The following is a 14,590-nucleotide window of genomic DNA, read 5'->3' as shown; positions in this document are numbered from 1 at the left end:
AGATTAGATTAGGATTGTATTGATAATAATAATTCCATTATTCACGTGATAACCATGGCCTTTTTGAAGGATACAGAGAGAGAGCAGTTGAGGCAGCTGGTTAAAGCCTGTCTTTTAGAGATCAGCAAGTTGAAGATCGAACTTAAAAAGTGCCAGAAAGAATCTTCTAGATCCCTGGTTCAGGAGCACGGCAAACTTCAGGAGTTACAGAAAGATCAGGATAAACTCATCCAGAAAAAGGAAGAAGAAATCCAGGAATTAGTCAAACTACTTGAAGAAAAGGATCTGAAAATAAAAGAATTGCAGAAGATAAAAAATCAGTTTAAACTACTAACCCAAAAACCTAAAAAGGATTTGACCTCATTCCAGTCCAATATTTACCTGTTACTTCCGGACAAGGAGGATACAGTTGAAAATCTTTTTGACTGGATTACTGATATGGGGTTTACTGAACTCACACTCCAGAACTTTGAACATGCCCTCAGAAACCTGGAAAGGAAGGGTTACTTCCATTCAAGGGATAATAAAAATACCATAATGTGGAAGAAAATAGATAAGGACTAAAAATATACTTTTTTTCTATTTTCAAAAGTGTTAAATCTCTTCAAAATGTTTTAAATCATGAACTTTGTTTTTTTATGCACTTTTAAAATTACGAATGGTACTGCACATCATTTTAAAATCAACTCAACATGTAATAGCAAACTATTTATATAATCGCTAACCTACTGATCATTTACATAAAACAATTTGAGGTGATAATGTGGCACAATTAGGACAAGGACAAGGACAACCTATTATTATAATGCCTGAGGGCTCTTCAAGAGTTTTAGGAAGAGATGCTCAGAGAATGAACATATTAGCCGGGAAAGTCTTAGCAGAAACCGTTAGGACAACTCTAGGGCCTAAAGGAATGGACAAAATGCTCGTAGATGGATTAGGTGACATCGTAGTAACCAACGATGGAGTAACCATCCTCAAAGAAATGGACATCGAGCACCCTGCAGCAAAAATGCTGGTGGAAGTAGCCAAAACTCAGGAAGATGAAGTGGGAGACGGAACCACCACTGCAGTGATTATCGCTGGAGAACTACTCAAAAAGGCAGAAAACCTCCTGGACATGGACATTCACCCTACCATAATAGCTATGGGATACAGGCAAGCAGCTGAAAAAGCTCAGGAAATCCTAAGCGTCATATCCATTGATGCAGACGACAGGGAAACCCTCATGAAAGTGGCAATGACCGCCATGACAGGAAAGGGAACCGAAAAAGCACGAGAACCACTAGCAGAACTGGTGGTCGGTGCAGTCAAACAGGTTGAAGATGACGGGGAAATCGACCAAGACCACATCAAAATCGAGAAAAAAGACGGAGCAACCATAGATGACTCCCAACTCGTAAACGGTGTCATAATCGACAAAGAACCAGTACACCCTGGCATGCCTAAAAAGATGGAAGACGCAAGGATCGCATTATTAAACAGTGCCATTGAAGTTAAAGAAACCGAAGTGGACGCTGAAATCCGTATCACTGACCCTGCCCAGATGCAGGCCTTCATTGAACAAGAAGAACAGATGATCAAGGACATGGTTAACAAAATAGCCGATGCCGGAGCAACTGTCCTCTTCTGTCAAAAAGGAATTGACGACCTGGCACAGCACTACCTGGCCAAAGCAGGAATCATGGCAGTGCGCCGAGTCAAAAAATCAGACATGGAAAAACTCGCCCGGGCAACCGGAGCCACTGTAGTTTCCAACATTGAAGACCTAGACTTCGAAGACCTGGGACTGGCTGGATCAGTAGCTGAGAAGAAAATCTCCGGCGAAGCAATGATCTTCGTGGAAGACTGCAAAGACCCAAAATCAGTAACCCTCCTCATCCGCGGTTCAACCCAACACGTGGTAGATGAAATCGAAAGAGCAATCGAAGACGCCATTGGCGTAGTTGCCGCAACCATCGAAGACGGTAAAGTAGTTGCTGGTGGAGGAGCTGCAGAAATCTCCATAGCCAAAGGACTTAAAGAATACGCTGACACCATCAGCGGCCGTGAACAACTAGCTGTTACTGCATTCGCAGAAGCACTGGAAGTAGTACCCAAAACCCTGGCTGAAAACGCAGGACTGGACAGCATTGACGCTCTGGTGGACCTACGCGCAGCCCATGAAAAATCATTATACATGGGACTCAACGTATTCACAGGCGACGTCACCGACATGTACCGTGCCGGAGTCATCGAACCTCACCGAGTCAAAAAACAGGCCATCCAATCCGCAGCAGAAGCCGCAGAAATGATCCTAAGGATCGACGACGTCATTGCATCCACTGGTGCAGGTAAAGAACCTGACATGGGTGGAATGGAAGGAATGGGCGGAATGCCTGGTGGAATGCCACCAATGATGTAAGTCTCAGGACTTACATTTTTTAATTTTTTTAAAGTATTAAATGGAATAAAACTCGTTTTAACTTATTTTCTTTCTCTGAAATTATATCCGGATTATCCTAATGAAAGATTATTATTAAAAATAATTCTATTATTCTCAAAGAATAATTTCAAGATTTCCTTAAAATTTAATTTAGGTGACTAATATTTAATTTAGGTGAATAATTCCAATTTAATTCTCTAACTTTTACATTAATTCTTTTATATTCCTATTTTTTTTCATGATCTTACAAAGAGTTTAATGATACTCTTAACAAAAATTAATAATGACACTTTATCACTTCATCTGCTAAGTGGTGGTGCGAAGTTTTGCAGGAATACAAAACATTTTTAAAAAAGATAGGGCTTCTGGGCATAACCACAATCCTGGTAAGTTTAAATCCACTTATTTTATTGCCAATTCTTACTCAGAACTTGACAACCCTGGAGTATGGTGTTTGGGTGCAGTACACAATTACTATAACCATAATACCAGCAATAGCAGTTTTAGGGCTTCCTTATACCATGGTCCGATTTTTATCTCCCCATCAAAGTAGGGGGGAAATTCAAGAAGTCTTTTATTCTGTGGGATTTACAGTAGTTCTGGGAAGCCTGCTAATGGCAATTATATTCCTTTTAAGCTCAACTTTCCTGGCAAAAAATCTCTTTAATGGCAACATGTTTGCCGCGGTATTTCTTCCCATCAGCATCTTCTTAAATGGCCTAACCCTTCTGTTTTTTGATTTTTTCCGGACATTCCAGGAAATGAAGAAATATTCCCTGTTTTCATTGGCGCAAGCATACATTGCAGTTATCCTGGTGGCCATACTGGTTCTAACTGGTGGTGGTATCAACAGTGCAATTATGGGCCTGGTTATAAGTCAGTTAATACTCATTTTTGCCATGTATATTTTAATATTAAGGAAGATTGGCTTTAAAATACCTCTTTTTTCTAACTTACGTGAATATCTTAATTTTGGTCTACCCACCATCCCCACTAACCTTTCATTCTGGATATTGGACATCACGGACCGTTATTTAATTGGATTGTTCCTGGGACTGTCCTTTGTCAGTTACTACTCTGCAGCCTACTTGCTGGGTAACATCATTTCCCTTATCATGTCCCCTTTTTATACACTTCTACTTCCTAACCTAGCTTTATATCATGCACAAGGCAGGATAGGAAAGATTAGAACTCTGTTAAATTATTCCATTAAGCTTTTTCTTATACTATCCATTCCACTATTCTTTTTAATATCAATTCTATCCCAACCAATTTTAAAGGTTCTTTCAACTCAGGAGATAGCCTTTGGAGGTTACTTCATAACTCCCATACTTGCTTTAGGTGGTATTTTCTTTGGATTGTATGGGATCATGTCTCAGGTGATTATTTTAGAAAGAAAAACACGTATAACTGGCAATTTATGGATAATATGCGCAGTTTCAAATCTAGTGATGGATATTACCTTTGGATTTTACTGGGGAATAATTGGAATAGCATTAACCTCATTACTGGTATACATATTTGCATTCACCATTACCCTCTATTATTCTTATAACTATATTCGTCCCCACCTTTACGGATGGTTCCTGGTCAAGAGTATTTTTACAGGTACCATGATGAGCCTGATATTAATCATTTTTAATCCTCAAAAACCACTTGATATTATTTTGGCTTCGATTCTTGCACTATCCTTCTACTACTTTATTTTATGGAGGTTAGGTGGAATCCAGGAGAAAGAGTTAATATTTTTCAGAGATTTCCTGATGGATATTCGACTTGCCATTACCCAGTCAGTTCACACTCTCTCAAATTACATTAAACATTAAAGACAAATATATTGTGTAGTAAAATTATTAATTTAATTCTTGAACGTAGGAGATAGAACATGGGAAAACAGATAATGAATATAACCCCTCAAGATGCCTTTAAATTAATAAAAGAGAATATTGATAACCCTGATTTCGTATTACTTGATGTTAGGACTCCTGGAGAATTTTCCGAATCCCATATTGAGGGAGCCATACTCCTAAATTACCAATCCCCTGATTTTAGGAATAAAGTACAGGAACTGGATAAAAACAAGACGTACCTTGTTTACTGTCGTTCTGGGATGAGGAGTTCTGGATGTGCCAGTACCATGAATGCATTGGGGTTTGAGAACATATACAATATCTCCGGTGGAATAATGGAATGGCAAAGACAGGGATTACCTTTAAAATAGAATTCTATTCTTAATCTAAAATAATCATTCCTTTAACGAATATTTTTTTTTAAATCCAAAAAAATAATTAATCAAAAAATAGAGTGATTGGAAGAATCTTTTTTTCTTCCTTTTTTATACATTGGGGAAGTTATTCACGGCCGAAGATATGCACGGCTGCAGTACCGCCGGTACCACCAATGTTGTGGGTCATACCGATCTCAATACCGTTAACCTGTCTTTTACCCGCGTCTCCTCTGAGTTGCCAGACCATCTCAGCTGCCTGGGCAATTCCAGTGGCTCCTAATGGATGTCCGCGTGCTTTAAGTCCTCCAGAGGGGTTCACTGGTAAGTCTCCATCAATTGCAATTAAACCATCCTCTACAGCATTACCACCCTGTCCCTTTTCCACGAATCCCAGATCTTCAATGGCTAATATACCATTTATGCTGAAGCAATCGTGTACTTCCACTGCATCGATGTCCTTAGGTCCCACGCCTGCCATATCATATGCAGTCCTGGACGCATGTACTGTGGAGTCAATGGTGGTTATATCCCGTCGGTCATGAAGGGCAATGGTACCGGATGCCTGGGCCGAAGCCTTTACGTAAACTGGGGTGTCAGTGTATTTACGGGCATCTTCTGCAGGGCAGAGTATAACTGCCGCTGCACCATCAGTTACCGGGGAACAGTCCAGTAATCTTAGGGGGTCAGCCACCATAGTTGAGTTTAAAACCTGATCCACACCAATTTCGAAGGGGTACTGGGCCAGTGGGTTTAGGGCACCATTCTTGTGATTGTTAACACTGAACATTGCCAGCTGTTCCCTGGTGGTTCCGTACTGATGCATGTGACGACGGGCCATCATGGCGTAGAGTGAGGGGAAGGTAACTCCCTGTTGGGCTTCCCATTCCTGGTCCGATGCAGTGGCAATGGCCGGGGTAGGATCCACCACATCAGTCATCTTCTCCACTCCAGCAGAGATAACCACATCATGATAACCAGAGGCCACAGCCATAATTCCGTTTCTGAGGGCTAAACCACCTGATGCACAGGCTGCTTCCACCCGGGTACAGGGTATGGGTGTTAGACCTGAATGGTCGGCAATGAGAGAGGCTATATGCTCCTGTTGTATAAATAGACCAGCAGTCATGTTTCCCACATACATGGCTTCTAAGTCTGCTCCTTCAATATCTGCATCGGCAACAGCCTTCATTCCGGCTTCAGTAATCAGATCACGAAATGATACTTCCCACAATTCACCAAATTTGGTTTGTGAAACTCCAATAATTGCAACATCTCTCAATTTAACATTCCTCCATTTATGATAATCCTTAATGTTTAACGTGGAGTTAGACCTGCCATCCTCATTTTTCCCTTGAACTTGGCATAAATGGCATAGTTCACGTATTCTTTGTTTTTGATCATATCCTGAACCTTAGGGGCCAGTTCCCGTTTTTCTTCTATTTCCTCATTAACTGTGATACTGAAAGCATCACTACCTGCACCGGAACCGTATGAAACTGCAAATATACGTTCACCGGGCTGGGCAATGTCCAAGATGGCTGCCAGTCCCAGTGGTGTTGCACCAGAGTAGGTGTTACCAATCACTGGTGTCAGGAGTCCAGTTTTGTACTGTTCTTCAGTGAATCCAAGTTTTTTGGCAGCTCTTATGTAAAATTTACCATTGGGCTGGTGGAAAACTGCATGATCATAATCAGAGGCTTCTGTGCCCATTTTTTCCATCATTCCCTTGGCCCCTGCGAGTACGTGTTTGAAATAGGCAGGTTCACCGGTGAAACGTCCTCCGTGACGGGGGTATGGTTTACCTTCCCTACGGTAGAAGTCAGGGGTGTCAGTGGTGAAACTGTAGGTGCCTTCAAAGTCAGCTATGGTATTTTCTGTCCCAATTATGTATGCTGCTCCTCCAGCAGAGGCAGTGTACTCCAGTGCATCGCTGGGAGCACCCTGTGCAGTGTCTGCACCAACAGCAAGACCATATTCAACTGTTCCAGAATCAACCAGGCCCATACAAATCTGCATACCTGCAGTTCCAGCTTTACATGCGAATTCCAGGTCCGCTGCAGTAAGATCAGGGCTGGCTTCCACAGCTTCAGCCACTATGGTTGCAGTGGGTTTAACTGCGTAGGGGTGTGATTCTGAGCCAACGTAAACTGCTCCGATTTTTTGTGGATCAATACCTGCTCTTTTAAGTGAATTACGGGATGCCTCCACTGATATGGTGGCTGTGTCTTCGTCTGGGGATGGTACTGATTTTTCGTTAACCACCAGTCCCCTGGAAACTGCCTGGGCATTATCTCCCCAGACCTTTGCAATCTCTTCAACCTTTATACGGTATGAAGGTATGTAAACTCCATATCCTACTATTCCTGCCATATTAAATCACAACCGTCTTAATAGTATTACTGATTTTTTGTGTTGAGTTAATTTTTTTTAGTTTATTTAATCATATACAGATTTATAATTGGTTCAATTGAGGTATACCTTATATTTTCCTTTATAATCCTTCTGTATATTAAAAAAAATTATGTAATTAAATTAAGGCTGAAACCAGTTTATATACTTATGTATGTCATGGGTGGAGATGGTAGCATTCTTTAGAGAACTGCCATATTTCAAGTATTTATTAGATATAACTCATAAAGTAAATGTAATGCAAGTTGAGGATAAGCAGAAACTTAGAAAGATGATATGGGGAGTTTTTGAGGATAATGATCTTTTAAGAACCTCCAAATCATGCTTCGGAAGAATTCCTGACTTTGAAGGAGCATATATGGCTGCTCTAAGATTGAGGAATACCTTAGAGTGGCAGAATTCAGAAACAGTCTTTTCCAGTCCGGATTCAAGCTTGAAGGATGTGCGTGAAAACGTACTTCTGGATGGTAAGGTTCTGGTGATGGCCACCCCTAAACTAAAAAATGGATATATTCTCCTGGATCCCGTGAAAGTCAGTGGCAATGAAAAAAAAGCTTCCACTATTGAAGGGGCGTTTAAACTGGGGGAAATGATCATTAACTTCCCTCGGATTGATCTGGTGGTGGAGGGTTCTCTGGGAGTTGATCTAGAGGGGAATCGGCTTGGAAAAGGAAGGGGATTTGCTGATCAGGAAATAGCATTCCTATCCAGAGAGGAGATTATTGGTGGGAAAACACCCCTCTGCAGTCCGGTGCATCCAATGCAGATAGTGGATCATGTTCCCACCGAGGAACATGATGAGCGGATTAACATGGTGGTAACCCCGGAAATGGTTATCAGGATGGATAAAATTACATTAAAAGAGAGATTACATTAAAAGAGTTTTAAAGTATTTGGGAGTATATTAGGAAAGTCTAAACTACTCCTTATCTTAACAATCTGTTTTAACTTATTTAACATTCTAAAAACAAACATTAAATTCTAAACTATTGTTAAATCTTAACTATTTATAAAAGTTCTAAAAACATTTCCAGATCCAGTTTTCCTACATCTTCAGAGGTTTTCATACCATATTTTTTGTAAAGTAATTGCCAATCCTGGTTAATGAGGAATTCATGGAATTCTGCAGGGGTGAATGATTGTCCATTGTGTTTCATATCTTCCAGTTCCATTATGCAGTTTTTTAAAAGTTCCTCAGCATCATCCAGTTCCATGAGTTTGCTTATCATGCCCTGATCATCATTGATACTCTCTTTGACATCTATTCCCTGGTAATAAAAGCTTTTAAACTTTTTTTCCTGGGAAATAAACCGGTGAACAATTAATAATTTCTCTTGAAGTTCATCAACTTCTTTAGGAGTAAGTTTCATATTATTTTACCATCTACACATCTGAGTATACTTAAATGAAGGATTAAATATCCAATTCTCAGTCCTAATTCTCAGGCTGTTAATTAACTGTTAATGTCTCCAAATAGGGCTTATATTTCTTTAAATTATTATAATTCATAAATCTGTCTTTAAATTATTTTTAATCCTTTAGATTATCTAATCTTTCACGGAATTCCTTACGATGACGTCTTTCCTCATCTCTTATGTGTTTCAGGACTCCCACTACTTCTTTATCATCAATGACCTCAATTTGGTGGGTGTAAATATCAATACCCTCTGATTCGAGTTGGATCTGCCGATGGAGCATTTCTTCAAGGTTGTCACCACCAAAATTCAGTTCCTTATGTTCCATAGTTGGCTTACCCCCTCTTTTAGTAATAAGGTCTGCCAACCACCACATATGTCTCATTTCATCCACAGATATGGCCTCGGTCACACGACTGGGATCACAGTCTTCCATTAAAAATGAATTCTGCACATAAACCATGGTTGCTTCCAACTCTCTCACGAAATCATCATTCAACATGGCAATTATATCTTCTTTATCCAAAATAACACCCCACGATTATTTGAATATGGAAATTCTTTAATATAGCATTGAATATTGTAACATCAATTAAATCAGGAAACATCTATAAATCAGGAAATATCCATTTAAATCAGGAAACATCAATAAAATCACTGATCTTTTCCTTCTTACGGTAAGCCATGCCCTGAAAGACTGCCACCAGGTCACGTGCCTCATCGTATATATCCACAGTGTAGCTGGCAATCCTACCACCACTGGACAGTTCACGGGCTTCAGCATGTAACAATCCACTACTGACAGCTTTAAAATAGGATATGTTAGCGTTTATAGCCACAGTAACTGTACCGTGTGAATTAGCTGCCAGAGCAAAGGTAAAGTCAGCAAGGGTAAATAATGCACCTCCATGAACAGTTCCCACCCCGTTAAGGTGCATTTCTTCCACTTCCATGGTGGTGGTGGCTTTTCCAGGGGAAATACTGACCACTTCAATGTTACTTAGATCTGCAAAACGATCATTTTCAAAGAACTTTAAAATTTTTTCCATTTTAAAACCTAACCTTCCAATTATATATGGTTCTATATCGGATTATAAAGGATCTAAACAAATTCAATGTGTGCAGTTTATCTCCCATTTATTATAAAATGTCTTAATTATAGAATTTATGATTATTCATAGATTTCAAAATAATTACCCAAATTTTCAAATAATTACCCATAGAATTCTAATTATGTAGATTTTCTAATTATGTAGATTTATATTAAGGAATGTCGGTATATTTCTAATATAAAATGAGATATCCTTGAATTGGGATATTTAAATGGAAAATCATTTGTGCAAAAGGAAACCATGAAAGCCATGTTACTGAGGGTGGGAATTGACAAATCCAGTGATGGAATCCTATCTCCTATTTTCCCTGATGGAAGTTTTGAATACATACCCCTATCAGAAAAAGATGAAAAATCAAGGGAAAAACGCACCTATGTTGATTTAACAGGTAGAAAAGGAAAGCCTCTTTCGGATTACCTTCCACCAGGGGTGGTTGACCGGAAAGTGCACCTGGATCCGGAATTTACCACCTTCACCTATGGTGATGTTGGTAAGAAGGCAGGTTGCCTGTTGAAACTAGAACCGGGAGATATTCTAGTATTTTACGCAGGTCTCACCCCTTACCAGAAGTCCGAACATCCTGAAGCCCTTTATATAATTGGTTATTTCACTGTAATGTTGATTGTGGATTCTCATAACAGTTCCTCCAGTAAAATGAGGAGGATCAAACAGAAATATCCTAATAATTCCCATCTTAAACGCGATTCAGACATCGGTGAAATGGTACTTGTGGTGGGAGATCCTGAAAGAAGTAAAATACTTGATAAAGCCATCTTAATCAGTCAAAAAAAGTTGAATAAGATTGGCAGGCATTATCATGCAGTTTCACCTCAAATGGAAGAACTACTGGGAGTTAAGGGTTCTATTCAAAGGAGCATACCACCCAGATTTATAAATGGAGGGGATAAGCTCGTTAACCTAAAGGATTTACTTGATTTATAATCAGAACACATGTGGAAGTACAGAACACCCTCTGGAAGTTAACAACCTAGACGGAAGAATCCCTTAATTAGCAATATTATTCCTATTTAAAAATGACAACCCTTCTGGCCCGTTTTTTCTATATACTGCTGATGGTACTTTTCTGCCCTCCAGAAAGTGGGTGCTGGTTTGATTTCAGTTACAATCTTCCCAGGGTAGCGTCCAGATGCATCCATTTTTTCCCTACTCTCACGGGCTAGTTTCTCCTGTTCATGGTCATGATAAAAGATAACTGACCTGTACTGGGCTCCAATATCTGGTCCTTGTCGGTTTAAAGTGCTGGGATTGTGGATATTCCAGAAAAGATCCAGTAATTCTGTGTAGGAAACAATTTCGGGGTCATAGGTAACTTCAACCACTTCAGCATGACCCGTAACTCCTGAGCAAACGTCCTGATATGAGGGATTATCATAATCCCCACCAGCATAACCTACTGCGGTTTCAACTACTCCTTCCAGTTTCCTGAAGGCATCTTCCACTCCCCAGAAACAACCAGCCCCAAAAGTTGCCTTTTTATTATTTTCAGTCACAGAACACACTCCTCCCTTTTAAAATATTCCTTAATTTTTTTAAGTTATTTTAATAAGGATTACCAAGTTATTTTAATAAGGATTACCCATTAACTGCCCCTTTTAAAGCATTTGTTTAGAGAAGGGAATGATTAATTAGTTTTTCCCTTTTTTGTAATGTTTATCATCTAAAAAAGATAAACAAATTAATATAATAATATGTTTGTAATGATGAAATAACACTTTCGGTATCCTATTATGTCCATTTCTCCCCGAAAATATGCCCTGATGGTGGCGGTTTTAACCTCATTTTTAACCCCTTTTGTGGGATCATCCATCAACATAGCCCTGCCTTCAATTGGAAGTGAATTTACTGCCACAGCCATACTCCTGGGCTGGATCCCAACGGCTTATCTTCTTGCCCTGGCTGTCTGTCTGGTTCCTTTCGGCAGAATCGCTGATATTTATGGTAGAAAAAGAATTTTCACCTATGGAATAATACTATTCACTGTATCATCATTTTTAGCTACATTATCCTTTTCAATTGACATGCTCCTGGTATTTCGGGTTTTACAGGGCGCAGGCAGTGCCATGATCTTCGGCAACCTTTTTGCCATCATAGCTTCCATCTTCCCTGCAAGTGATCGTGGGAAAGCACTGGGCATAACCATAACCGGAGCATTTCTGGGACTTTTTCTGGGTCCGGTTTTAGGGGGTTTCTTAACAGAATATTTCGGATGGAGAAGTATATTCTTCTTTAACGTGCCCCTGGGAATCCTGGCCACCCTTGCCGTAACCCGGGTGGAAGGTGAATGGGCTGAAGCAAGTGGAAAATCATTTGATATTATTGGATCAATCATTTTAGGATTCACACTGGTAACCTTGATGTACGGTCTGTCAATTTTACCAGAAACTATGGGATTTTACCTTATTTTAGGAGGTGTGGTGGGGTTAATCTTATTTTATATAATAGAAAGCCGGATGGAGAGCCCGGTTCTGGATGTTGGTATTTTCAAAAACCGGAGTTTCACCCTCTACAATCTGGCAGCATTCATCAGCTACTGTTCTGCTGCACCTATTGTATTCATCCTGAGCCTCTACCTGCAGTACATTAAAGGACTGGATCCACAGTGGGCGGGGATTGTCCTCTCGGTGCAACCGGTAATGATGGTGATTTTCTCACCCCTGGCTGGGAAAATATCGGATATAATCGAACCCCGGAAGGTGGCTGCATTTGGAATGGTCCTCAACACCATTGGATGTGTATTATTTGCTTTTTTGGGAGCAGAAACCAGTATGATGGTGATTGTCATTGGTCTGGGCCTTCTGGGTTTGGGGTTTGCCAATTTCTCTTCACCCAACACCAATGCCATAATGGGCAGTGTGGAATCCCACCTTTATGGAGTGGCCTCCACCACAGTGACTACCATGCGTGTCCTGGGGCAGATGTCTGGCATGGGAGTGGTTCTGCTGGTTCTGGTTCTGGTTCTGGTTCTGGGCAGTTCCACCATAACTCCTCATATATATCCAGAATTCATCACCAGCACCAGGATATCATTTGCCATATTCGCCATTTTGAGCTTTTTAGGAGTACTGGCCTCCATGGCCGGTGGAAATAAGGATAAAAATCAGCAATAATCTATTTAATTGTATTTTAATGATTAATTTATCGTCGATGATTAATTATCTTGTAATGATTCAATTCTCTGTTATAACTGGTTAATCTAAAAAAATTTTAGGCATCAGGCACATAATAAAATCCTATGCAGAATCATAAAGTTGCCTCCATACTCCACCGTGTGGCAGACTATTTGGAGATGGATGGTGCTGATTTCCGGACCAAAGCCTACCGCAGAGCAGCCCACACCGTGGAAACCCTCAGTGTGGACATAACTGATATAGGAAAACAGGGAAAACTGGAGGAGCTACCCGGGATAGGTAAGCATATACATGATAAAATTGAGGAGATACTAGAAACCGGAAGATTGGAATACTTGGAAAACTTAAAAGACGAATTTCCACTGGACCTGGATTTGCTGATGTCGGTGGAGGGATTAGGTCCCAAGAAGATAAAACTCCTCTATCAGGAACTGGGGATTAAAAACTTGGATGACCTGGAAAGAGAGGCTAAACGTCATCATATCCGTAGATTAAAGGGTATGGGTGCTAAAACTGAAGCTAAAATTCTCCAGAATCTGGAATTCGCCCGTAAAAGTACGGGAAGACAGTTGTTAGGGTATGTCTTACCCTTGGCTTGTGAGCTCAAACAGAGATTAGGTGACCTGGATGTGGTTGATCAGGTGGAAATCGCTGGCTCCATCCGACGCAGGAAGGAAACTGTGGGAGATATTGACATACTCACTGTAACCCGACATCCAGATGAAGTAATGGATTTTTTTACACAGATGGATCTGGTTGATGATGTAATAGTCAGAGGACATTCCAAGTCAACAGTAAGACTCTACAATGGAATGGATGCAGATATTCGGGTCTTTAAAGAGGCTGATTTTGGTTCAGCAATGGTTTACTTCACTGGTTCACGCGAATTAAACATCAGTCTAAGGAAAATCGCCATATCTCGTAACATGAAACTCAATGAGTACGGTGTCTTCCAGGGAGCAGAACGCCTGGCCGGTAAAACAGAGAGTGATGTTTTCAGGGTACTGGGACTGGATTACGTTCCACCGGAACTTCGGGAGAACACCGGTGAAATCGAAGCAGCCCAGCAAGGTAAACTCCCTGACCTGGTTAATTATAATGATATTAAAGGTGATCTGCACATACACACCACATGGAGTGATGGTAAAGCAAGTATCCTGGAAATGGCTAATAAAGCATCCCAGCTGGGATATGAGTACCTGGCCATAACCGACCACACCCACCTGCCAGTGGCCCGGGGCCTGGATGAGAAAAGATTAACCCAACAGATGAATGAAATCAACAAAATCAACTCAGAAATTGAGGGTATAACCATATTGAAGGGTGCGGAGGTTAATCTAGATTCATATGGTAATCTGGACATATCGGGTGATATTCTAAACGAGATGGATCTAGTGGTAGCTGCAGTACACTACGATCTCAGACAAGATCCTGAAAAGATGCGTGAAAGGATTTTAATGGCACTGGAAAATGAACATGTGAATATATTAGCCCATCCCACCGGTCGGAAGCTAAAAGAAAGGCAGCCCTATAAATTGGATATTGAACAATTGTTCCAGAAGGCCAGTGAAACAGGAACCATTCTGGAAGTGAACTCACAACCTAAAAGACTGGATTTGAAGGATATTCATGTTAAAATGGCAGGAGAATACGGATGCCACTTATCAGTGAGCACTGATAGTCATCATATCGCTGATTTAAATTGTATGGAACTGGGTGTGGCCACCGCACGCAGGGGGTGGGCCGAGAAAAAGGATATTGTAAACACCCTTCCACTGAAGAAGCTGTTAAAAGTAGTAGGTTAGACTATTTATAGAGTTATTAGGAATCATATTTAAACTAATTTTTAAGGA

The 14,590-nt window shown here is 40.4% G+C and carries 14 protein-coding genes; 8 read left to right on the top strand and 6 right to left on the bottom strand.

What is annotated here, in order from left to right:
- The first annotated feature begins 54 nt into the window (after positions 1-54).
- The 4 genes from HY987_RS12345 to HY987_RS12330 all read left to right on the top strand — a co-directional run bounded on the left by HY987_RS12345 (position 55) and on the right by HY987_RS12330 (position 4,646).
- On the top strand, positions 55-564 hold the full coding sequence (locus HY987_RS12345) for a hypothetical protein (RefSeq protein WP_292759233.1): 510 nt from the start codon (positions 55-57) through the stop codon (positions 562-564).
- 199 nt (positions 565-763) lie between these two features.
- Positions 764-2,404 (top strand): thermosome subunit alpha, encoded by a 1,641-nt coding sequence (gene thsA / locus HY987_RS12340; protein WP_292759230.1) that lies wholly within the window; start codon positions 764-766, stop codon positions 2,402-2,404.
- Positions 2,405-2,751: 347 nt separating this feature from the next.
- Complete coding sequence (locus HY987_RS12335) at positions 2,752-4,251, top strand: oligosaccharide flippase family protein (RefSeq protein WP_292759228.1); 1,500 nt, start codon at positions 2,752-2,754, stop codon at positions 4,249-4,251.
- Positions 4,252-4,310: 59 nt separating this feature from the next.
- Complete coding sequence (locus HY987_RS12330) at positions 4,311-4,646, top strand: rhodanese-like domain-containing protein (protein WP_292759225.1); 336 nt, start codon at positions 4,311-4,313, stop codon at positions 4,644-4,646.
- Positions 4,647-4,776: 130 nt separating this feature from the next.
- On the opposite strand, the gene HY987_RS12325 is transcribed toward HY987_RS12330, so the two are convergent.
- Positions 4,777-5,931 carry a thiolase domain-containing protein gene (locus HY987_RS12325; RefSeq protein WP_292759222.1) on the bottom strand — a complete coding sequence of 385 codons (1,155 nt, stop codon included), beginning with the start codon at positions 5,929-5,931 and terminating at the stop codon, positions 4,777-4,779.
- Between the two features lie 35 nt (positions 5,932-5,966).
- On the bottom strand, positions 5,967-7,022 hold the full coding sequence (locus tag HY987_RS12320; protein ID WP_292759219.1) for a hydroxymethylglutaryl-CoA synthase: 1,056 nt from the start codon (positions 7,020-7,022) through the stop codon (positions 5,967-5,969).
- A 208-nt stretch (positions 7,023-7,230) separates the two neighbouring features.
- Here HY987_RS12320 and HY987_RS12315 point away from each other — a divergent pair, with 208 nt between their 5' ends.
- Positions 7,231-7,938 (top strand): 5-formyltetrahydrofolate cyclo-ligase, encoded by a 708-nt coding sequence (locus HY987_RS12315; protein ID WP_292759216.1) that lies wholly within the window; start codon positions 7,231-7,233, stop codon positions 7,936-7,938.
- Between the two features lie 130 nt (positions 7,939-8,068).
- On the opposite strand, the gene HY987_RS12310 is transcribed toward HY987_RS12315, so the two are convergent.
- The 3 genes from HY987_RS12310 to HY987_RS12300 all read right to left on the bottom strand — a co-directional run bounded on the left by HY987_RS12310 (position 8,069) and on the right by HY987_RS12300 (position 9,525).
- Positions 8,069-8,431: a hypothetical protein gene (locus HY987_RS12310; protein WP_292759213.1), complete on the bottom strand. Its 363-nt coding sequence runs from the start codon at positions 8,429-8,431 to the stop codon at positions 8,069-8,071.
- Between the two features lie 160 nt (positions 8,432-8,591).
- Positions 8,592-9,002, bottom strand: a complete 411-nt coding sequence (locus HY987_RS12305; protein ID WP_292759210.1) for a ferritin-like domain-containing protein — start codon at positions 9,000-9,002, stop codon at positions 8,592-8,594.
- A 109-nt stretch (positions 9,003-9,111) separates the two neighbouring features.
- The gene (locus HY987_RS12300; RefSeq protein WP_292759206.1) at positions 9,112-9,525 is read right to left on the bottom strand and encodes a PaaI family thioesterase; all 414 of its coding nucleotides are present in this window, start codon (positions 9,523-9,525) and stop codon (positions 9,112-9,114) included.
- Positions 9,526-9,813: 288 nt separating this feature from the next.
- Between HY987_RS12300 and HY987_RS12295 the strand changes: the two genes are divergently transcribed.
- The gene (locus HY987_RS12295) at positions 9,814-10,530 is read left to right on the top strand and encodes a hypothetical protein (protein WP_292759203.1); all 717 of its coding nucleotides are present in this window, start codon (positions 9,814-9,816) and stop codon (positions 10,528-10,530) included.
- 86 nt (positions 10,531-10,616) lie between these two features.
- Here the strand turns inward: HY987_RS12295 and msrA are convergent, their stop codons facing one another.
- Entirely contained in the window at positions 10,617-11,099 is a 483-nt protein-coding gene (gene msrA, locus HY987_RS12290; protein WP_292759200.1) for a peptide-methionine (S)-S-oxide reductase MsrA, read from the bottom strand.
- A gap of 237 nt (positions 11,100-11,336) precedes the next feature.
- Between msrA and HY987_RS12285 the strand changes: the two genes are divergently transcribed.
- Positions 11,337-12,716, top strand: a complete 1,380-nt coding sequence (locus HY987_RS12285; RefSeq protein ID WP_292759197.1) for an MFS transporter — start codon at positions 11,337-11,339, stop codon at positions 12,714-12,716.
- 125 nt (positions 12,717-12,841) lie between these two features.
- Positions 12,842-14,542, top strand: coding sequence for a DNA polymerase/3'-5' exonuclease PolX (polX, locus tag HY987_RS12280; RefSeq protein WP_292759194.1), 1,701 nt, complete (start codon positions 12,842-12,844; stop codon positions 14,540-14,542).
- Positions 14,543-14,590 lie beyond the last annotated feature (48 nt).

It is taken from the genome of Methanobacterium sp. (genome assembly GCF_016217785.1).
Lineage (GTDB): Archaea > Methanobacteriota > Methanobacteria > Methanobacteriales > Methanobacteriaceae > Methanobacterium.
The sequence above is the reverse complement of the archived record's forward strand: the minus strand, read 5'-3'. Positions and strand labels throughout refer to the sequence as shown.